This is a genomic window from Bradyrhizobium sp. U87765 SZCCT0048 (assembly GCF_018131225.1).
Classification (GTDB): domain Bacteria; phylum Pseudomonadota; class Alphaproteobacteria; order Rhizobiales; family Xanthobacteraceae; genus Bradyrhizobium_A.
Genome location: NZ_JAFCMM010000002.1, coordinates 1,066,187 through 1,087,376, shown reverse-complemented (window position 1 = coordinate 1,087,376; position 21,190 = coordinate 1,066,187). Strand labels below are relative to the sequence as shown.

Annotated in this window: 16 protein-coding genes and 1 other RNA gene; 11 read left to right on the top strand and 6 right to left on the bottom strand. The window is 67.4% G+C overall.

The features are described 5' to 3' along the window. Window positions 1-28 precede the first annotated feature (28 nt). Genes JQ639_RS18030 through JQ639_RS18020 form a run of 3 tightly spaced genes read right to left on the bottom strand, consistent with a single transcriptional unit; the run spans window position 29 to window position 2,357 of the window. Entirely contained in the window at window positions 29-949 is a 921-nt protein-coding gene (locus tag JQ639_RS18030; protein ID WP_211967468.1) for a PfkB family carbohydrate kinase, read from the bottom strand. Between the two features lie 43 nt (window positions 950-992). After that, window positions 993-1,934 (bottom strand): NAD(+) diphosphatase, encoded by a 942-nt coding sequence (gene nudC / locus JQ639_RS18025; protein WP_211967467.1) that lies wholly within the window; start codon window positions 1,932-1,934, stop codon window positions 993-995. A 6-nt stretch (window positions 1,935-1,940) separates the two neighbouring features. Beyond that, a complete protein-coding gene (locus JQ639_RS18020; protein WP_211967938.1) occupies window positions 1,941-2,357 on the bottom strand; it encodes an HIT domain-containing protein in 417 nt (138 codons plus the stop codon). Window positions 2,358-2,477: 120 nt separating this feature from the next. On the opposite strand from JQ639_RS18020, the gene ffs reads away from it, so the two are divergent. The 5 genes from ffs (at window position 2,478) to JQ639_RS17995 (ending at window position 6,141) form a co-directional block, all read left to right on the top strand. Then, an RNA gene (gene ffs, locus JQ639_RS18015) (signal recognition particle sRNA small type) lies at window positions 2,478-2,568 on the top strand. 161 nt (window positions 2,569-2,729) lie between these two features. Then, complete coding sequence (locus JQ639_RS18010) at window positions 2,730-4,595, top strand: DNA polymerase III subunit gamma/tau (RefSeq protein ID WP_211967466.1); 1,866 nt, start codon at window positions 2,730-2,732, stop codon at window positions 4,593-4,595. A gap of 70 nt (window positions 4,596-4,665) precedes the next feature. Continuing rightward, window positions 4,666-4,986 (top strand): YbaB/EbfC family nucleoid-associated protein, encoded by a 321-nt coding sequence (locus JQ639_RS18005; protein ID WP_211967465.1) that lies wholly within the window; start codon window positions 4,666-4,668, stop codon window positions 4,984-4,986. Between the two features lie 51 nt (window positions 4,987-5,037). Beyond that, on the top strand, window positions 5,038-5,643 hold the full coding sequence (gene recR, locus JQ639_RS18000) for a recombination mediator RecR (protein ID WP_211967464.1): 606 nt from the start codon (window positions 5,038-5,040) through the stop codon (window positions 5,641-5,643). Window positions 5,644-5,793: 150 nt separating this feature from the next. After that, on the top strand, window positions 5,794-6,141 hold the full coding sequence (locus JQ639_RS17995; RefSeq protein ID WP_211967937.1) for a hypothetical protein: 348 nt from the start codon (window positions 5,794-5,796) through the stop codon (window positions 6,139-6,141). 178 nt (window positions 6,142-6,319) lie between these two features. Here JQ639_RS17995 and JQ639_RS17990 read toward each other — a convergent pair whose 3' ends face one another. The 3 genes from JQ639_RS17990 to JQ639_RS17980 form a co-directional block, all read right to left on the bottom strand. Next, the gene (locus JQ639_RS17990; protein WP_211967463.1) at window positions 6,320-7,678 is read right to left on the bottom strand and encodes an AmpG family muropeptide MFS transporter; all 1,359 of its coding nucleotides are present in this window, start codon (window positions 7,676-7,678) and stop codon (window positions 6,320-6,322) included. 64 nt (window positions 7,679-7,742) lie between these two features. Continuing rightward, window positions 7,743-8,201, bottom strand: a complete 459-nt coding sequence (locus tag JQ639_RS17985; RefSeq protein WP_211967462.1) for a RidA family protein — start codon at window positions 8,199-8,201, stop codon at window positions 7,743-7,745. Window positions 8,202-8,302: 101 nt separating this feature from the next. Beyond that, the gene (locus JQ639_RS17980) at window positions 8,303-9,511 is read right to left on the bottom strand and encodes a DNA recombination protein RmuC (RefSeq protein WP_211967461.1); all 1,209 of its coding nucleotides are present in this window, start codon (window positions 9,509-9,511) and stop codon (window positions 8,303-8,305) included. 173 nt (window positions 9,512-9,684) lie between these two features. Between JQ639_RS17980 and def the strand changes: the two genes are divergently transcribed. From def to JQ639_RS17950, 6 genes are all read left to right on the top strand, one after another. Then, window positions 9,685-10,206 (top strand): peptide deformylase, encoded by a 522-nt coding sequence (gene def / locus JQ639_RS17975; RefSeq protein WP_211967460.1) that lies wholly within the window; start codon window positions 9,685-9,687, stop codon window positions 10,204-10,206. Between the two features lie 79 nt (window positions 10,207-10,285). Further along, entirely contained in the window at window positions 10,286-11,218 is a 933-nt protein-coding gene (gene fmt / locus JQ639_RS17970; RefSeq protein ID WP_211967459.1) for a methionyl-tRNA formyltransferase, read from the top strand. Further along, window positions 11,215-11,718, top strand: a complete 504-nt coding sequence (locus JQ639_RS17965; RefSeq protein WP_211967458.1) for a GNAT family N-acetyltransferase — start codon at window positions 11,215-11,217, stop codon at window positions 11,716-11,718. Before fmt ends, JQ639_RS17965 begins: the two co-directional genes overlap by 4 nt. Further along, window positions 11,718-12,455, top strand: a complete 738-nt coding sequence (gene truA / locus JQ639_RS17960) for a tRNA pseudouridine(38-40) synthase TruA (RefSeq protein ID WP_211967457.1) — start codon at window positions 11,718-11,720, stop codon at window positions 12,453-12,455. The genes JQ639_RS17965 and truA overlap by 1 nt, the downstream gene beginning before the upstream one ends. A 297-nt stretch (window positions 12,456-12,752) precedes the next feature. Further along, window positions 12,753-14,564: a ShlB/FhaC/HecB family hemolysin secretion/activation protein gene (locus JQ639_RS17955; protein ID WP_211967456.1), complete on the top strand. Its 1,812-nt coding sequence runs from the start codon at window positions 12,753-12,755 to the stop codon at window positions 14,562-14,564. 38 nt (window positions 14,565-14,602) lie between these two features. After that, window positions 14,603-21,064, top strand: a complete 6,462-nt coding sequence (locus JQ639_RS17950) for an MBG domain-containing protein (protein WP_211967455.1) — start codon at window positions 14,603-14,605, stop codon at window positions 21,062-21,064. The last annotated feature ends 126 nt before the right edge of the window (window positions 21,065-21,190 follow it).

The window sequence follows — 21,190 nt, the reverse complement described above, 5'->3', positions numbered from 1 at the left end:
TGGAACTCGTCCAGATCGTCGGCCGGGTTCAGGCGGACGCCAAAAGCGCTTCAACTTCAGGGCGTTGCGGCGTGGCAAAGGCGCTGCCGAAGCGCGCGCATTTGAGCGCGGCGGCAGCGGAACCGAAGCGTATGGCCTGCCCGACGGAGGCATTTTCGGCGATGGCGAGGGTAAAAGCGCCGTGAAAGACGTCGCCGGCTCCGAGGGTATCCACCGGCGTGACAGGGAATGAGGGCGCGCGCTGCAGGCGGCGTTGCGCGTCCAGCCACTCGACGCCGTCGGCGCCGCGGGTGACGCCGAGGAAGGCCGGCGTGAGATCCGCGATGCGCGCCAGCGCGGCGGCGAAGTCGGTGTTGCCGACGGTGGCGTGCAGCGCTTCCGCCGAGAAGACCACGTGGGTCGACAACGCCAGCACGTCTTCCTGCAGCGTCATCACGCGGTCGGCGTCGAGCACCACGGGCAGGCCGCGCTGACGCGCCCGCCGGCACAGCGCGGCGACGAAGTCGGAGCAGCGGTTTTCAGTCAACACGGCATCGACGCCATCGAGCAGCGTGTCGGCGTCGGGCAGGGTGACGTTCCAGAGCTGCGGATCGCGGTAGGTGACCACGGTGCGCTCGCCGGCCGCGTCGATCATGATGCTGGACACCGGCGTCAGCGCGCCGGCGACATGCACCATGTGGTCGATGTCGATGCCCTCGCGCACGAGCTGGCCGAAGATGTGCGCGGTGTCCGTCACGGCTTCGCCGACCGGCCCCGTGAGACGGACGCGGCCGCCGAGCCGCGCAATCGCGACCGCGGCGTTCGGCGCGTTGCCGCCGCAGATCTGGTCGCACGCGCTGGCGCGGATCTTGCGGCCGGGCGCGGGCAGCGCGTCGATGCGCAGCACGAGATCGCGCACCGGCATGCCGACGCAGAGGACCAGCGGCGCGGAACGAGCGGTGGTGGTCATCATCGATTCCGTCCGCGCCGCCGCCTGGCGCTGTGCAATCGCCTCACGCTGTCCCGTTCACCCATTGGGCGAGCAGGTGATAAGCGATGGCGACGGGGTGCGGGCCGACCTTGCCGTCCGGATGCTCGCGCCTGAGCATCTGCGCGGCCTCGGCGCGATCGAACCAGCGTGCGTCCTCGAGCTCGGTCTTGTCGACGACGATGTCGGTGGTGGTGGCGCGCGCCGTGCAGCCGATCATCAGCGACGACGGATAGGGCCAGGGCTGGGCGCGGTAATAGGCGACGTCCGTGCACTGCACGCCCGCTTCCTCCAGCACTTCGCGGCGCACCGCGTCCTCGATGGTTTCGGCGATCTCGACGAAGCCGGCGAGGCAGGAGTACATGCCGGCCGGGAATTGCGTCTGGCGGCCGAGCAGACAGCGCTCGCCGTCGGTCACCAGCATGATCACCACCGGGTCGGTCCGCGGGAAGTGCTGGATCTTGCAGTTCGGACAGTCGCGCCGCCAGCCGCCGCTCGCCATCGTGGTGCGGTGGCCGCAGTTGGCGCAGAAGCCGTTGCGCTGGTGCCACGTGACGAGCGCCTTCGCCATCGCGATGGTCGACAGTTCGTGAACCGGCAGCAGCCCCTGCGTGATGGCGCCGCGCAGGTCGTTGACCGCGACCTCCTCGTGGGTCAGCAGCGCCTCGACCGAGGTCGCCGCGATGCCCATGCCGAACACCGGCTTGCCGTCGCTGAGGCCGAGAAACACCGTGCCGGCATTGGCGCCGTAGGCGCGCGCTTCTTCCAGGGTCAGCAGGGCCGTCGGCGCGCCGCCGTTGCGGCGGATCAGCAGCGAATCGCGGTGCACCACGTAGGCGCGCGCGTGGCTGTGCTCCTCGAGGGCGAGCAGCTTTTCGATGTCCTCGCGCAGGTGCGCCGCGCGATCGATCGGATGCGTGGCGAAGCCCGGTGCGCCCACCGGGAAGGTCGAGTTTGTTATTGTCATTGATGGTCAGCCGAGCCAGATTTTGCGCCGGAGCGCGCTGATGAAGTCCGCAACCTCCTGCGGGTCGTGCTTCAACGGCTGGGCCGCGCCCCAGACCGGCCGGGGCCACGCCGCGTCGCCGGTGCGCCGCGCGATGATGTGGACGTGCAGTTGCGGCACCACGTTACCCAGCGCCGCGATGTTGAGCTTGTCGCATTTGGTAACGTCTTTCAACACGCGGGCGACGCGGGTCACCTCTGTCATCAGTTGCGCCTGCTCGACCTCGTCGAGGTCGATGATCTCGACCGCGTCCGGGCGGCGCGGGACCAGCAGCAACCACGGGTAGTTGGCGTCCTGGATCACCAGCACTCGGCTGAGCGGCAGGTCGCCGACATTGATGGTGTCTTTTTCAAGCTGAGGGTGGAGTGACCAGGCGGCGGGCATGCGATTTCCAAAGCGGGATCCGGCCATGGGATCCGATCATGAATCCAGTGCTGGACCCTAGCAGAAGTTGTTGCACCGCGCTTGCTTTCCGGCCGCTTTGGCCCCAAATAGGGGCCGGGAGATTGGCGGTGGACGAGCCACTCGCCAACCGGGTCAGGTCCGGAAGGAAGCAGCCCTAACGAGAACCGGATCGGGTCGCTCGTCAGTCTCCCACCCATAAACCCCCGCCGTTGCGGTTTTTCGGTCCGAGGCCTCGGGGTCCCGGGGCGGATCGGCCCGGCAGGCTGCCCCAGGCAGCGCCGCCCGCCATCAGGGCGGATGCGCGGGGCCTGGGCCGGCTCCACAGACACAAACTTGCACGCGGATCGTTCGATGGCTGATGCTGGACCCTCCGGAGCCGAAACGAACGATCAGGCCGGTTCCCCGGCGGCCGCGCCGCGCGGCTATCGCGTCCTCGCCCGCAAGTATCGACCGACCACCTTCACCGACCTGATCGGCCAGGAGGCCATGGTGCGGACAGTCTCGAATGCGTTCGAGGCCGGCCGCATCCCGCAAGCCTGGATCCTGACCGGCGTCCGCGGGGTCGGCAAGACGACCACTGCGCGCATCCTTGCGCGCGCGCTCAACTATACGCTGCCGGACGGTTCCGTGACCGGGCCGACCATCCATATGCCGACGCCGGGAGTGCACTGCCAGGCGATCATGGAGAGCCGTCACATCGACGTGCTGGAGATGGACGCCGCCTCGCACACCGGCATCGACGACGTGCGCCAGATCACCGACGGCGTGCGCTATGCGCCATCGAGCGCGCGCTACAAGGTCTACATCATCGACGAAGTCCACATGCTGTCGGAGAAGGCGTTCAACGCCTTCCTCAAGACACTGGAGGAGCCGCCGGAGCACGCCAAGTTCGTGTTCGCGACCACGGAAATCCGGAAAGTGCCGGTGACCGTGCTGTCGCGCTGCCAGCGGTTCGACCTGCGGCGCGTCGATGCCGACGTCCTGATGACCCATCTCGGCAACATCGCCGTCAAGGAAGGCGTGCAGATCGAGCCGGAGGCGCTGGCTGCGATCGCGCGCGCCGCAGAAGGTTCGGTGCGCGATTCGCTGTCGCTGCTCGATCAGGCCATCGCCCATGCCGCCGGCACCGTGCGTGCCGAGGACGTGCGCCAGATGCTCGGCCTCGCCGATCGCACCCGCGTCATCGATCTGTTCGAGGCGCTGGCGCGCGGCGATCTCGCCAGCGCGTTCAAGGAATTTCGCGACCAGTACGACACCGGCGCCGATCCGGTGGTGGTGCTGAGCGACCTTGCCGAGTTCGTCAACTTCATCACCCGCATCAAGGTGGTGCCGGCGACGGCCGACAATCTCGCGCTCGGCGAAACCGAACGCACCCGCGGCCGCGAGTTTGCCGCAAAACTGTCGATGCGGGTGCTGTCGCGGATGTGGCAGATGCTGCTCAAGGGCATTGCCGAGGTGCAGGCCGCGACACGGCCGCAGGCCGCGGCGGAAATGGTGCTGGTGCGCATCGCCTATGTCGCTGACCTGCCGACGCCGGACGAGGCGATCCGGATGATCGAGCAGAACGGCGGTGGCTCGCCGGTCGCAGCCGGAGGCGGCGGTGCGCGTGGCGCGGCCGCCCCATCGGGCGGCGGCGCGGGCGTATCGGCTGCGATGAGCCCGGGCGCCGTGCTGCGTGCCGGCGGTGCGGCGCCGCAGGGCAGTGTCACCATGGCGCGGGCCGGCGGCGATGGCGCGCCGCGTCCGCAGCTCGTGACGGCGCCGGCGCCGAGCGTGCAGGCCGCGCCCGCAGTCAGCCTGCGCACCTTCCCGGACATCGTGAACTACATCGGCAAGCGCGACATCCTGCTGCAGAAGACGCTGGAGCGCGACGTGCGCTTCGTGCGGCTCGACGAGGGGCGGCTGGAAATCGCGCTCGAACCGAACGCGCCACGCGGCCTGCCGAACGAGCTGCAGCGCAAGCTCGAGGGCTGGACCGAGCGGCGCTGGCTGGTCATCGTCTCCAACGCCGAGGGCGAGCCGACGCTGCGCGCCCAGCGCGAGATGATCCGCAACGAGCGCGAACGTGCGGCGGAAGCCGATCCGCGCGTGCAGGCCGTGCTGAATCTGTTTCCGGGCACCAAGATCGTCGAGGTGCGCCATGCGCCCGCGCCGCCGCCGCCGAGCGCCGAGGACGCGATCGAGCCGCCCGACGGCGACGACAACGACGACGATTGACAGGCGTCGTCGCGAATTCTGATCATCACTGCGGGACCGGTCGTCCCGCGCCAGTCACGAAGAGGATCCCATGGCTGACTTTCTCGGCATGATGAAGCAGGCGGCGCAGCTGCAGTCCAAGATGAAGGCGATGCAGGACGAGCTCGAGCAGACCGAAGTCGAGGGCATCGCCGGCGGTGGTCTCGTCGCGGTGCGTATGACCGCGAAGATGGAGGTCAAGGCCGTCAAGATCGATCCGTCGCTGATCAAGCCGGAAGACGCCGAGATGATCGAGGATCTCGTCGTCGCCGCGCTCAACGACGCCCGCCGCAAGGCGGAAAACGCGGTGCAGGAGAAGATGAAGGCGCTCACCGGCGGCCTGCCGCTGCCGCCCGGCCTCGGGCTGGGCTGATCGGCTCGAGCCTGTCCGCCCAATTCGAAGCGCGCGCCTGAAGAGCCTGATATGCCGAGTGCGGTTGCCGGTCCCGAGATCGAACGTCTGATCCAGTTGCTGGCGCGATTGCCGGGCCTCGGCCCGCGCTCGGCGCGTCGCGCGGCGCTGCATCTGATCAAGAAGCGCGAGGCGCTGATGGCGCCGCTGACATCGGCGCTGCAGGTGGCGATGGACCGCATCCAGGTCTGCAAGACTTGCGGCAACATCGACACACAAAATCCATGTTCGGTCTGCACCGATCCGCGGCGGGATTCGTCGATCATCGTGGTGGTCGCCGATGTCGCCGATCTCTGGGCGCTGGAACGCGCCCATGCCACGCAGGGCCGTTATCACGTGCTCGGCGGCACGCTGTCGCCGCTCGACGGCGTCGGCCCGCAGGATCTGACCATCGACGCCCTGGTCGGGCGCGCCCACGACAAGCAGGTGACGGAAATCGTGCTCGCCCTTAACGCAACGGTCGATGGCCAGACCACGGCTCACTACATCACCGACCTGATGCAGGAGGCCGAGGTGCGAATCACACGCCTGGCGCATGGCGTTCCCGTCGGCGGCGAGCTCGACTATCTCGACGAGGGAACGCTGTCCGCCGCGATGCGGCAGCGAACATTGTTCTGATCCGGCGTTCCGTTGCCGTGTCCCATCGCGCCGCGAACGGGCGGTACTGCTCCCGTCATCTCCTCCCACAACCGCGGAAACGAGACTGGTTGCATGCACCCGAACCTGACCAAAGTCCTTCTCGCCTCTGTGGTGTTCGTCGGCGCGCTGATGGGCGTGTCGATCGATGTCTCGGCGCAACAGGCGCTCAAGACCGGCGGCGTGCTGTCGGGTGAATTGCGGGCGATGCGCAACCGCGACGCCAAGGGTAAGCGGGTCAACACGTTCCAGCTGGTCACCGAGCCGCGCCGGCTGCCCGAGCCGAGCGGGCTGTGCAATCTCGAGACCGGACCCGAAACGTTTCAGATCGTCACCAGCAACGATGCCGACGCGAATCGCCTCAAGGCGTTCATCGGCAAGCAGGTCTCGATCAAGGCGGACGAAGTGTCGTGCGCCGAACTCGCCGGCCAGATGAGCGATGCCATCGTGTCGAAGTGGAGCCTCGTCACCAGCCACTGACGGTGGCGAAAGCTCCTCGCTTTCATCCGGCATTAAGCCTTCATCCCTCATCCCGCGGTGTGCGCTTTTGCGCGCCTCGAAGGATGAGCGGTCCACGAAACTGCCGCTCGGGCCGTCGCCCTTCGAGGCTCGCTTCGCTCGCACCTCAGGGTGACGGATCGATTCGTTCGAAATCTTTTTATGCGCGGCGGGTGAGGGTTTCGAAATGCCCGCGCCGCTGCAGCCAGGTCAGCAGCACGAGGCTCGGGATGGCTACCAGTACGCAGATCACGAAGAACAGCGGCCAGCCTGTCGCCTTGGCGACATAGCCTGCACCGGCCGACAGGTAGGTGCGCCCGATCGCGGCGAGCGCCGTCAGCAGCGCGTACTGCGTGGCGGTGTGCAGCGGGCTCTTGCACAGCGCCGAGAGGTAAGCGACGAAGATCACGGTGCCGATGGCGCTGGTGAAGTTCTCGGCGGTGATCGCCAGCGCCAACGCGTAGTGATTGACGCCGATCGCCGCGAGCCATGAGAACGACAGGTTGGCGATCGCCTGCACCGCACCTCCGATCCACAGGCTGACCGGTAGCGAGTAGGCGCGGGCGACGAAGCCTCCGGCGAAGCCGCCGATCAGCGTCGCGGCGAGGCCGACGCCTTTGACGATCGCGGCATAGTCGGCCTTGCTGAAGCCGAGGTCGATCACGAACGGCGCCGTCATGGCGCCTGAGAACGCGTCGGTGAACTTGAACAGCACGACAAACGCGAGAACGGCGATCGCGTCCTTGCGGCCGAGAAATTCGCCGAACGCCCCGCGGGCAGCGACGAGCACCCGTACGAGGCCGCTGCTGTGGCCGAGCGCCGCCTCCGAGCGCGCCGACTGTTCGGGTTCGGTCGCGAGCAGCGCCGTCACCGTGCCGATCAGCACCGTGGCGGCCATGATGACATAGCCCCATTTCCAGGCCGGATTGGCGTCGAGGCCGATGCCCTGCAGGCCGCTCACCAGGAACAGCACGCCGGCCGTCGACACCAGCATGCCGATGCGATAGGCCGCGACATAGGCCGCCATGCCGGCCGCCTGCTCGCTCTCCGGCAGGCTCTCGACGCGGAAAGCGTCGACGACGATGTCCTGCGTCGCGGAGGCAGTGGCGACCAGCAGGGCGGCGATCGCCGCGTAGAACGGCGAACGGCCGGGGTCGGCGAGCGCGAGCAGCAGGATCGCGACGATCAGCAGCAATTGCGACAGCACCAGCCAGCCGCGGCGACGGCCCAGCAGGTCGCCCAGCACCGGAACCCGCAGTGCGTCGACCAGCGGCGCCCAGATGAACTTCAGCGTGTAGGGCGTGCCGACCAGCGTCAGCAGGCCGATGGCGCCGAGGTCGATGCCGGCCTCGCGCATCCAGATCTGCAGGGTGGACGCAGACAGCGCCAGGGGCAGGCCTGACGAGAAGCCGAGGAACAGCACCACCAGCACGCGCGGCTGCAGATAGACCGCGAGCGTCTCGCGCCATGATGCGCGCGCGGCAGGCGGCTTCACAGTGTCCTCGGGGGCGGCGGTCATCGTCCTTCCCCCTATCTGATTTGGCGGGCGAGAGCCAATGCGGCGAACCGGCCACCGGGGCGGCCTACCGGATGGCGAAGATCGCCTCGACCTCGACGCTCAGCCCCATCGGCAACGAGTTCATGCCGACGGCCGAGCGCGGATGGCGGCCGGCGTCGCCGAACACCGCGACGAACAGGTCGGAGCAGCCGTTGACCACCTTGGGATGATCCCTGAAATCCTCGGTGGCGTTGACCATGCCGAGCACCTTGACCACCTGCACGACGCGGCCGAGATCGCCGGTCGCGGCGTGGACCTGCGCCAGCACGTTGAGGCCGGTGAGGCGGGCGTGGTCATAGGCCTGCTCGACGGTGAGGTCGCGCCCGACCTTGCCGGTGTGCAGCTTGCCGGCGGTGTCGAACGGGCCCTGGCCGGCGATATAGAGATCGTTGCCATGGCGCAGGAACGGCACATAGTTGGCGGCTGCCGGTGCGGGCCTCGGCAATTGCAGTCCCAGCGCGGCGAGGCGGTCGTAGGGCGTCATCGGCAAGCTCCGTATCGCTATCGGGGCGGTGCGCGATGCGCACGCGATACGGCAAGGACAACGATGCGGCGGGGTCCCGTCAAGGGACCGATCGCCACAGGCTATTCGCCGGCGCGCAGCTTGCGGGCCGCAGGCGTCACGGCGAACAGTTCCGGCCCGCTCTTCGCGGCGGGGGCGTCCGCTTCCGCCGGCGAGGAGAAGTCGAGCTCCTCGATCTTGGCGGCCCGTTTGCCGATCTTGTTGACCGAGATCAGCACCTGGCGCACATCCTCGCTGACCTGATCGAAATGCGAGCCGAGCTTGCTGACACGGTCGCGCAGCCGCTCGACGTCGCCCATCATGTTCATCACTTCGGTGCGGATCTGGTCGGCGGCATCGCGCATGCGCGCGTCCTTGAGGATCTGCTGCATCACCTGGATCGCCAGCATCAGCAGCGAAGGTGAAACCAGCACGACGCGGGCGCGGTAGGCCTTCTGCACGATGTCGTCGAAGCCGTCGTGGATCTCGGCATAGACCGATTCCGACGGCACGAACATCAGCGCGGTGTCCTGGGTCTCGCCGGCGATGAGGTATTTGTCGGCGATGTCACCGACATGCTTCATCACATCCTGGCGCAGCCGCTGTGCGGCGGACTTTTTCTCGTCTTCGCCACGGGCCTCGCGCAGCGCGGTCACTGCCTCCAGCGGGAACTTGGCGTCGATGCACAGCGGGCGCTGGTCCGGCAGGTAGACGACGCAGTCCGGGCGCTTGCCGGTGGAAAGGGTATGCTGGAACTCGTAGGCGCCTTTCGGCAGGCCGTCCTGCACGATCGCCTCCATGCGCGCCTGGCCGAAGGCACCGCGCGCCTGCTTGTTGGCGAGCACGTCACGCAGCGTGGTCACCTGGGTGGTGAGCTCGGTGAGGTTCTTGTGGGCGCTGTCGATGATGCCGAGCCGCTCATGCAGGGCGCGCAGGCTCTCGGCGGTGTGGCGCGTGGTCTGCTCCATCGACTGGCCGACGCGATGGCCGACGGCGTCGAGGCGCTCGCTCACGGCGCGAGCCATCTCGGCCTGACGGCCGGCGAGCGATTGCCCCATGGCGTCGATGCGGCCCTGGGCCTGGGTCTGGGCGCGCAGCAGGTCGGCGACGCGCTCCTCGAGTTCGTCAGCGCGAATCGCCTGGGCCATCGCCGCGGCGTGGCTGCGGCCGCTGCCGCGGGCGATCACAATGGCGATGACCAGCAGCATGGCGACGACCAGGATGCCGAACAGCAGCAGGGCGAGCCACGCACGGACGGGCGTGCCGTCGAGGACAAACAGGATCTCGTTCATGGCGCCAACTTAGCCCGATTCGGGGTTTCGCGCGAACGAAGAGGGAACATTTGGCCTTAATAAGCCGTTAAAATTCATGGTTAATCATCGGTAAATGTCGCGCCACGGTCCCGGCACCCGGTTTTGCCCTCCTGCAATTGACCGCGGCGGACGCCCGGATTACATCGCGCGCCATGGCCATTCGCGAGATCATCATCCTTCCCGACAAGCAGCTTCGCCTGGTGTCGAAACCGATCGAAAAAGTCACGCCGCAGGTGCGCAAGCTCGCGGACGACATGTTCGAGACCATGTACGACGCGCCCGGCATCGGGCTCGCCGCGATCCAGATCGCCGAGCCGGTGCGGCTGATCACCATGGACCTGGCAAAGAAGGACGACGAGCAGAAGCAGCCGCGCGTCTTCATCAATCCGGAGATCATCTCCGCGTCCGAGGAGTTGTCGGTCTACGAGGAAGGCTGCCTGTCGATCCCCGAATATTACGAGGAGGTCGAGCGGCCCGCCACGGTGCGCATCCGCTACCTGGATCTCGACGGCAACGTGCAGGAGGAAGAGGCCACCGGCCTGTTCGCCACCTGCATCCAGCACGAGATCGACCATCTCAACGGCGTGCTGTTCGTCGACTATCTTTCGAAGCTCAAGCGGGACCGTGTGATGAAGAAGTTCACCAAGGCGGCGAAGCAACGGGTCACGGGTTGAGATCGCTGGTCGCCGGACGTCGCCACGGACCGGCTCGCGCTTTCCGAGCGTCCGTGTGCGAACGCAACAAGGTCCCGTCATGTCGCTGCGTCTGATCTTCATGGGCACCCCGGATTTCGCGGTGCCGACGCTGCTGGAACTGGTGGCACAGGGCCATGACATCGTCGCGGTCTATACCCGCGCGCCGAAGCCGGCCGGCCGCGGCATGAAGGAGCAGGTGACGCCGGTGGAGCGCGAGGCGCGCCGGCTCGGCCTGCCCGTGCTGACCCCGAAGACGCTGAAGACCGAGGACGCGCAGGCCGCCTTCCTGGCGTTCGGCGCCGACGCGGCCGTCGTCGTCGCCTATGGCCTGATCCTGCCGCAGGCGATCCTCGACGCCGTGCCGCTCGGCTGTTTCAACCTGCACGCGTCGCTGCTGCCGCGCTGGCGCGGCGCGGCGCCGATCAACCGCGCCATCATGGCCGGGGATGCCGAGAGCGGCGTCATGGTCATGAAGATGGATGTCGGCCTCGATACCGGCGACGTCGCGATGGCCGAACGCATTGCCATCACCGATGCGATGACCGCCACCGACCTGCACGACAAGCTCGCGCGCATCGGCGCCGACCTGATGGGCCGGGCGATGGGCGCGCTGGAGCGCGGCACGCTGCAGGTCACGCCGCAAAAGAGCGAAGGTGTGACTTACGCCGCCAAGATCGACAAGGCGGAGGCGCGCATCGACTGGCGCCGTCCGGCGCGCGAGGTGCTGCGGCACTGCCATGGCCTGTCGCCGTTCCCCGGCGCGTGGTGCGAGATGCCGCTCGACGGCGAGGCGGTGCGGGTCAAGATCCTGCGCTGCGCGCTGGCGACCGCGTCCGGTGCGCCGGGCACGGTGCTGGACGAGCAGCTCACCATCGCCTGCGGCGACGGCGCGATCCGCATCATCGAGCTGCAGCGCGCCGGCAAGCAGCCGATGAAGGCCGACGTCTTCCTGCGCGGCACGGCGGTGCCGTCCGGCCTGACGCTGCCATGAACATTCGTCTGGAAACCGCGGCGGACCGGGCCGCGATCCATCGCATCGTCAGCGGCGCGTTCGGCACGGCGGCGGAAGCCGATCTGGTCGATCGTTTGCGGGCCGATGGCGATCTGCTGCTGTCGCTGGTGGCCGAGCAGGATGGCGCCATCATCGGCCATGTCGCGTTCTCGCGGTTGTGGATCGACACCAATGGCACGCAGGTCGCCGGCGTCAGCCTCGCGCCGGTGGCGGTGGATGCGGCGCACCGCTGCAAGGGGATCGCCCAGGCGCTGATCGAGGACGGCCATCGCCGGTTGCACGCGGGCGGCGAGACCATCGCCTTCGTGCTCGGCGATCCCGCCTATTATGGCCGTTTCGGCTATTCTGCTGCGTCCGCGGCGGGGTTCGCCTGCGAGTATGCCGGCCCCGGTTTCCAGGCGCTGGCTCTGGCGTCCGCGGCGCCGGGGCAGGGGCGCATCGCCTATGCCGGCGCGTTCGAGCGGCTCGGGGCCGCCTGATGCCGCGCTACAAGCTCACCATTGAGTATGATGGCCGGCCGTTTCGCGGCTGGCAGGTGCAGGATGATCATCCCTCGGTGCAAGGTGCGCTTGAAGATGCCGCGAAGGCGCTGAGCGGCGAGAATGTCCGGGTGCACGGCGCCGGCCGCACCGATGCCGGCGTTCATGCCAGGGGGCAGGTGGCGCATGTCGACCTGTCGCGTGATTTCCGCCCCGACGTGGTGCGCGACGCCCTCAACGCCCATCTGCGGCCCCATCCGGTCGGCGTGCTGGCGGCCGAGCGCGTGGCGGATGATTTCGAAGCGCGCTTCTCGGCCATCAAGCGACATTATCTCTATCGGATCATCAACCGCCGCGCCGATCTCGCGCTCGACTTCGGCTTTGCCTGGCGGGTACCGAAGCCGCTCGATACCGCGGCGATGCATCTGGCTGCCCAGGCGCTGGTCGGCAAACACGACTTCACCACCTTCCGCGATACCGAATGCCAGGCGAAGTCGCCCGACAGGACACTGGATCAGCTCGACGTGATCCGCGACGGCGACCATGTCAGCATCGTGACGTCGGCGCGTTCGTTCCTGCACAGCCAGGTGCGCTCGATGGTGGGGTCGCTGGTGTGGGTCGGGGAGGGGCGCTGGAGCCCCGCCGATCTCAAGGCGGCGCTCGACGCGCGCGACCGCTCCGCCTGCGGACCCGTGGCTCCGCCGGAGGGGCTTTATCTGATGCGGGTCGACTACTGATCACCTGCGATTTCGGCCTTCTTCCGGGGCCTCCACGCGAGGGCGTCGCGAAGCCTCGCCTGCGGCGAAAAACATAGCGAATATCGATTCTTATATGAGATTCTGAGAATCTGATATTTTCTGAAATCGCCCTGTGCGCCTGTTGGCTTGCGCCGGTTGAGACGACAAAATCCGCCAATCAAAGCACAAAAGCGCGTGCGAAGCGTCGACAGAGCGAGCCGCCTCTTGCCGGACCACCGGCGGGCTGGATGTTCGCTATCGCTTCGCTCGTGGACGTTGGATTGTGAGGGCGAAGTCTTGCCGTTACTGATGCTGCGCACCGTGCGCTCCGGCGAATCCGCTGGCCGGGTCCGTCCCGATGCCTCGGGATCGACGGCCCTCGCCCCGCGGCATGGCGGCCCGATCGCTGCGCTCCTCGCCGGGGTTGCGCTGGCGATGTCCGCCGCGATGCCGGCGAAGGCCCAGACGGCGTCGCAGATCACCCCGCCGAGCTTCCGGCCGGACCTGGAGCGGCCCGGCGGCTTCTCGCTGAACGGCGGCGGTGGCCTCGGCACTCCCGCGGGCGCCGAGAAGCTGTTCGTGAGGCTGGCCGGCGTCCGGGTCGAGGGCGGCCTTGCCGACCTTCGGGGAGCGACCTCCGCGCTGGAGGCGAAGCTCTCGGGGAGGTCTGTGTCCGGTGCCGAGATCTTTGCCGCCGCGCGTGATCTCGAGGCCGCTTATGCCGCGGCCGGCTATGTGCTGGCGCGCGTGATCCTGCCGCCGCAGAAGCTGGTCGACGGTAGTCGGCTGCGGCTCGTCGTGGTCAGTGGCTACATCCAGCGCATCGAGCTCAAGGACGTTCCCGAGCGGGTGCGCGGCCGCATCGCCACGCTGCTGGAGCCGCTGCGTGGCAAGGACCAGGTCACGCAGCGCCAGATCGAGCGCGCGCTGCTGCTGGCCGGCGACACGCCGGGCGTGATCCTGCGCTCGACGCTGGCGCCCGGCGAGGGCCAGGGCGCAACGGTGCTCGTCATCGACGCCAAGTACCAGCCGGTCAGCGGCGTGGTGTCGTTCGACAACTCGCTGTCCAGGGCCCTCGGGCGCACGTTCTGGGGCGCGGGCGTCGATCTCAACAGCGTCGCGGGTCTCGGCGAGCTGGTCTACCTGCGCGCCAACGGCCATCCCGAGGACGGCGACTTCTTCGGTCGCTATCCGCGCAACCGCTCGCTGGCGGCGGGCGTGGTGGTCCCGGTGTTCATCGACGGGGTCACATTCAATCCGGAATACACCCAGTCGCGGACGACGCCGCTGCCGCAGTCGAACGTGGCGTCGACCGACGTGTTCGACCGCCTGTCGCTGCGCCTGCGCTACTCGTGGCTGCGCAGCCGGATGCTCAACTACAGCCAGGAACTGGCGTTCGACGCCCAGAACGAGACCAACAGCCTGTTCGTCGGCGCCAATCTCGTGCCGCTGTCGCAGGACCGGCTGCGGATCGTCCGCTTCACCCAGGAAGCGGACTATTACACGCCCTGGGGCGCCACGTTGAGCGGGCGGGTCAAGGCATCGTTCGGACTTGATGGATTGGGCGCGCGCGGCCTCAGTGATGCGACGCCAATCCTGCCGCTGTCGCGCAACGGCGCCGATGCCCGGTTCCAGAAACTCGAAGCCTCGCTGAACTACTATCAGAGCTTCATGGAGCATCTGGCGGTCAGTGCCGTCTTGCGCGGACAGACGTCGTTCGGCGAACCGCTGCTCGCCAGCGAACGCTTCGGCATCGCCGATGCCGGCGGTCTCTCTGCATTCGACACCGGCTCGATCATCGGCGACAGCGGTTTTGTGGCGCGCGGCGAAATCATCTCGCCGTGGACGCTGCCGATCCAGAACGTGCCGTTCGGCGTCGTCGCCATGCCTTACATCTTCGGCGGCTATGGCGAGGTGCGCCAGGTCAATCCGACCGCGCAGGAGCAGGCCGTCACCCGCGCCAGCGCCTATGGCGGCGGTGTCCGCTTCGGTGGCGCCGTGCCGGGAACGCTGAGCAACGGCACGCTGGCGATTGAATATGGCCACGGCCACAGCAACACCGCGGCGGGCAATCAGCGCGTCATCGTCACATCCGCATTCCGGTTTTGAGAGAGCACGCGATGCGTTCGGCGGTCGTGACAGCTTCCTTGCGGTTCCGGCTCCGGCCCCGGCGGCTGGCGTTGCTGCTCGCCACCACGGCCCTGACGGCACCGGCTCTCGCCACCACGGCCTCGGCGCAGAACCTGCCGACCGGCGGCAGTGTCGCGGCGGGCAGCGTCAGCGTGTCGCAGCCGTCGCCGTCGACGCTGACCATCAATCAGAGCAGCCAGAGCGCGGTGGTCAACTGGCAGGGCTTCTCGATCAGCCAGGGTTATTCCGTCAACATCAACCAGCCCAACGCGTCATCGGCGATCCTCAATCGGGTCACCGGCAACACGCCGTCGAGCATCGCAGGCTCTCTCACGGCCAACGGCCAGGTCTACCTCGTCAATCCCAACGGCATCGCCATCACCCCGAGCGGCACCGTCACCACCGGCGGCGGCTTCGTGGCCTCGACGCTCGGCATCTCCGATGCCGATTTCATGAACGGCAAGCGCTCGTTCAGCGGCAATGGCGCGTCGGCGGCGGTCAGCAACGCCGGCACCATCACGGTGGGGCGTGGTGGCTATGCGGCGCTGATCGGCGGCACCGTCTCGAACAGCGGCAACATTTATGTGCCGCTCGGCAAGGTCGGCCTCGGCTCCGGCGAGCAGGCAACGCTCGATTTCTCCGGCGACGGCTTCCTGCAGGTGGCAGCGCCGACCAACGCCAAGACCTCCGGCGCGCTGGTCGAAAGCTCCGGCACCATCAAGGCCGACGGCGGCGCCGTGATCATCAGCGCGGCGACCGCGCGCGAGGCGGCCCGCAATGCCGTCAACATCTCCGGGCTGGTGCAGGCGCGCTCGATCGGCGGCAGGACCGGCGCGATCGAGATCGGCGGCGGCGAGGGCGGGCAAGTCAAGGTCAGCGGCACGCTGACCACGGCGTCGCGCAAGAGTAAGGGCGGCAACATCACGGTGACCGGCAAGGACATTGCGCTCGCCGGCGCCCGGCTCGATGCCTCCGGCAAGACCGGTGGCGGCAATGTCAGGATTGGCGGTGACCGCCAGGGGAGCGGCACGCTGCAGCGTGCGCAGACCACGTCCATCGATGCCGCCAGTACTATCAAGGCCGACGCCACCGGCACTGGCAACGGCGGCAACGTGGTGGTGTGGTCGGATGTCCAGACCAACTTCGGCGGCAGAATCTCCGCTCGCGGCGGCGCCGATGGTGGCAATGGCGGCGAGGCGGAAGTCTCGGGCAAGGCGAAGCTCGGCTATACCGGCCTCACGGACCTCTCCGCGACGAAGGGCAGCTTCGGCACCCTGCTGCTCGATCCCTACAACGTCATCATCTCGAATGGCGCCGATACGTCGGGCTTTTCCGCAACCGGCAATGACAGCGTCATCAATGTCGGCACGCTGCAGGCCGCGCTGGGACTCGGTAATGTCAACGTGACGACGGGGTCGGGGGGATCGCAGGCCGGTGACATCACCGTCGTGGCCCCAGTTGCCTGGTCGTCCGGCACGACCTTGACGCTGAGTGCTGCGCGCAATATCGCCGTCAACGCGCTCATGACCCTCAATGGGACCGGCACCTTGAACCTTAACGCCGGTGGCGGCGTCCAGGTCAACAAGACCATCAGCGTCACCGGCGCAGGCACCGTCAACATCACCGCCGCCACGGTCGCGGATGTCAGCACCACCGGCCTCACGTTCGCGCGCGGCGCCTCGATCGATTACGGCGCGACCAACAATGGCGGCACGTTCAAGCTGAACGGCACGACGTACACGCTGGTCTATTCGATGGCCAATTTCGATGCCATCGACGGCATCAATTCGACGACCGGCGCCACGATCGCAACCTACGGCGCCGGTATTACCGGCAACTACGCGCTCGCCACCAATCTCGACGCCAGCGGGATCACCTACAATCAGCAACTAATGGGCGGGTTCGGCGGCAAGCTCGACGGCCTCGGCCATACCGTCTCGAACCTGAACATAGGTGGTGGCCTCAACAACAACGGCATGATCGGGGTGCTGTTCGGCACGCTGTCGAACTTCGGCCTGGTCGGCGGTTCGGTGAACGGCAACCTCACCACCGGCGGCCTCGCCGGAAGCAACAACGGCGGCGTGGTGCAGACCAGCTACTCCTCCGCAACCGTCTATGGCTCGCAATACGTCGGCGGCCTCATCGGCTTCAACACGGGCACGATCCAGTCCAGCTTCGCCACCGGCGATGTGACGACGGGCGGACAGTACGCCGGCGGCCTGGCCGGACGGAACACCGGGCTGATCAAGACCAGCGTCGCATCAGGCATGGTCAGCGCCGGTCAGTATGTCGGCGGTCTGGTGGGCAGCCTCGAGGGCGGCGGGATCCAGCAAAGCCTGTTCACCGGCATGGTGATCAGCAGCGGCGGGTATGTCGGCGGCATCGCCGGTTACGTCGCGCCGGCCACCCCTCATCTCAGCTATGACTTGTATTGGAACGCGCATACCAGCGGCACATCGGCCGCCGCAGGCTACGACGTCAACGGCGCGGTGCAGGCCGGCGGCGTGTCCACGGCCGACCTGCAGTCGGGGACTCTGCCGCCGGGATTGTCGTCCACGGTCTGGGGCGCGGATGCGGGGCTGTATCCCTATCTGTCGAGTTTCTATCCGAGCGGTCCGCAAGTCGTGTCCGGAACAGCCTATTCCGACGGCGGCACGATCGGGCTCGCCGGCGCATCGATCGGTCTCGTCGCGGGCGGCATCAGTCTCGGAACGATCTCGTCGGGCGCGAACGGCTATTACTATTTCGCCTTCGCGCCGGGCGCGCTGGACAACGGCGCGAGCCTGCTCAGCTATTCCAACGCGAATTCCGCCACGCTGACCACGGCGACCGGCGCGGTGTCCCAAGGTGGCGTCAATCTCTACGGCCAACGGCTGACAGCGCCGACGTCGGCAACGCTGCTGTCCAACGTCAAGGCCAACGTCGCGGCAGCAGCAGGCGGCAACGCGGCCGCGATCGCGGCGATCAACGGGGCGACCGTCTACGATATCACCGCCACGGGGGCGAGCTTCACTGTCGACCAGGCGATCAATGCGAGCAGCTTTGCCGCGCGCACCACGACAGCGGGCGCGCCGCTCATCGTCTCCAGCGCGATCACCATCCAGGATGGCGGAAGCCTGACGCTCAACAGTGCAGGAGCACTCAGGATCAACGCTCCGGTCACGATGCAGGGGGCAAGCACGGCGGCGCTCGGCTACGACGCGAGCGACCCCACCAACTTGACGTTCGCGATCGGCGCGCCGCTGACCTATGTCAACGCCGACGGCTCCGCCGCAACAGCGAGCGCCGGCGGCACGCTGTCGATCAACGGCCAGAGCTATCAGCTGCTCTACACGATGGATGACCTCGCCGGCATCAACAATGGCAGCGGAAACTATGCGCTGGTAAATTCGCTCAGCCCGACCGGCAGCTATTCGAACGCGATCGTCGGCATTTTCTCCGGTACGTTCGATGGTCTTGGTCACACCGTTACCGGCCTGACCATCGATAGCAGCACTTATGCTGGGCTGTTCGGCTATCTCACCGGCACCGTGCGGGATATCGGCGTGATCGGCGGTTCCGTGACGGGAGGCTATTCCAGCGGCGCGCTGGTCGCCAGAGTCAACAACGGTGGTGTCGTCGCAAACGCCTACGCTACCACATCGGTCTCTGGGGGAAGCGCCGGCGGGCTGATCGGTGATCTGTTCAGCAGCCTGCTCGTGAATTCGTTTGCGACCGGGTCGTCCAGCGGCGGCGTAAGAAACGGCGGGCTTGTCGGATGGGCGACCAACAGCACCATCCGTGACGTCTTCGCCACCGGCGCCGCGGCGGGAAATTATGCCGGCGGACTGATCGGCCGTGGCGACGGCGGTTCGCTGACCAACGGCTATGCGACCGGCCCTTCCGCCGGCGTGTACGCCGGCGGCCTGATCGGCGGGGGGAGCGGCCTTGCGCTGACCAATGTCTATGCCGACACTTCCACCACCGGCAGGGGCGGGGGCGGCCAAGATCTGACCACGGCCCAATTCCAGTCGGGCGGCGCAAGCGGCCTTGGCGGCGCATTCGCGGGTGGCTCCAGCGGGCTTTATCCGTACCTTAAGAGCTTCTTCCCGAACGGCGTGCGGGCCGTGTCCGGCTACGCCACCCGGCAGAACGGCGTTTCTCCTTGGCTGGCAACCGTGTCGGTCACCAATGGCGGCGTGGTCGTGGGTTCGGCGTCGACGGGTGTCAACGGCTATTACTATGTCTTCGCGCCTGCGGGGACGGTCGCAAACGCGAGCGGCATTGCCGCCTCGACGTCGGATTCCAGCGGCGCGATCGCGTTCCGCACCGGCGCTGTTGGCCAGCTGACGACAAATCTCAATCTGACCGACGGCTGGCGTCGTGACACGTCGGACAGCTCGATCGGCTCGCTGTCGGCCCTCAACACGGCGTTCAGCACGACCGTCGGCTCGACTGCAGCATCCAGTATGGCCCTCGCCAATCGCCAGATCGACAGCGCGGCGTCGAGCTTCGCCCTCGATCAGGCATTGTCGCTCTCGGGAACACTGGCGCTGTCGTCCAGCGGCACGGTGACGCAGAGCGCGGCCGTTTCCGCCGGCGGGCTGCTGCTCACCGGATCCGGCTCGTTCACGCTCAATGCCGGAGGCAACCAGGTCGGCACGCTGGCCGCCAATGCCGGTGACCTGACCGTCATCAACACCAGAAGCCTGACCATCGGCTCGCTCGGGAATGCGACGGGCGCGACGACCGGCGGAGTCGCGACATCCGGCGGATTGACTGTTTCGACCGACGGAGATCTCACCATCGCCTCCGACGTGACGGTGAGCGGCCCCAGCCCGGTGCTCGCGGCGACCGGGGCCTTCATCAACAATCGCGGCTCGGATGTGGTGACGGCGACCCGCGGGCGCTGGCTGGTCTATTCCGCCGATCCGGCCGGCGACACGTTCGGCAATCTGGACAGCGGCCGCACAGCGATCTTCGGCAACACCTTTGCGACGCTGGCGCCCGGCAGCGTCCCGCTCGCTGGCAGCCGCTACGTCTTCTCCGCCACGCGGACCCTCACCGTCACCTCGACGGACGCCAGCAAGACCTATGGCGAGGATGCCAGCGCCGCGATCGCCGGTAACTACGTGATCACGGGCTATGACGCCGGCATCGCCGGCGTGTATCTCGGCGACAGCGCCGGGACGGCGCACTACGGCACGGCCAGCGTCACATCGACCGGCGCCGACGCGACGGCCAATGTCGCCGGCTCGCCTGACACCATCGACGTCGCGCGGGGCACGCTGACCAGCCGGAGCGGATATGCATTCAGGTTCGCCAGCGACGGCCGGCTGACGGTGAACCAGCGCGCGATCACCGTGACGGCGGATGCGCAGAGCCGGGCTTATGGCGACGGCAATCCGGCCTTCAGCTACGCCATCGGCGGCGGAGGTCTGGTCAACGGCGACACGCTGTCTGGCAGCCTTGCTTCGACGGCGACTGCAGCCAGCAATATTGGTGGCTATGCCATTACGCAGGGCTCGCTCGCGGCCTCTTCGAACTACGCGCTGACCTACACCGGCGCGACACTGACCGTGACGCCGCGGGCGATCACGGTGACGGCGGATGCCAAGAGCCGCATCTATGGCGACGCCAATCCTGCCTTCACCTACACGCTCGGCGGCGCTGGCCTCGTGAACGGCGACACGCTGTCCGGCAGCCTCGCCTCGCCAGCAACGACGACCAGCAACGTGGGCGGCTATGCCATCACCCAGGGGGCGCTCGCAGCCTCGTCGAACTACGCGCTGATCTACAATGGCGCGACACTGGCCGTGACGCCGCGCTCGATCACCGTGTCGGCAGATGCGCGGAGCCGCATCTATGGCGATGCCAACTCCCTGAGCTACACTGTCGGCGGCATGGGGCTGGTGAACGGCGACACGCTATCCGGCAGTATGTTCACGTCGGCGACGGCAGCCAGCAATGTCGGCAGCTATGCCATCACGCAGGGGTCCCTCGCGGCTTCCGCCAACTACACGCTGGCCAGCTTCACCGGTTCGACGCTGACCGTGACGCAACGGCCGATCACGGTGACTGCCGATGTGAAAACGAAGTTCAATGGCGAGCCGAACCCGGCGCTGACCTATGTCATCGGCGGCGCGGGCCTCGCCAACGGCGACATCCTCACGGGCGCGCTGGCGACCTCGGCGGATACGACTTCGCTGGTCGGCAGCTACGCCATCACCCAGGGCACGGTCGCGGCCTCGGCCAATTATCTGCTGACCTATGTCGGCGCCAATCTGATCGTGCAGCCGCGGCCGGCTTTGAACTACTCCGCCATCATCGATCGTCTCTTCGCCCCCAACGCCACGCCGGTGGCGCTGCCGGTGGGCGTGACCGCCATTCAGGGCGCGCCGCGGATCATGACAGCAAACGGCGTTGCCACGTTCTATGCCGATCCTCGCTCGGACCAGGCGTTCGTCTGTGTCGGAGGCATGTGCTTTGGCGCTCTCTAAATCGGATTTGGTCATGGCCGCAGCGGCGCCGCGACCAAACTATCACTCGCGACGTCCTGTTTCAGGTTTTTTGAAAGAATAAGATGATGCGCTCGGCTCCTGTTGGCACTGGTTCGCGTCTTCGCT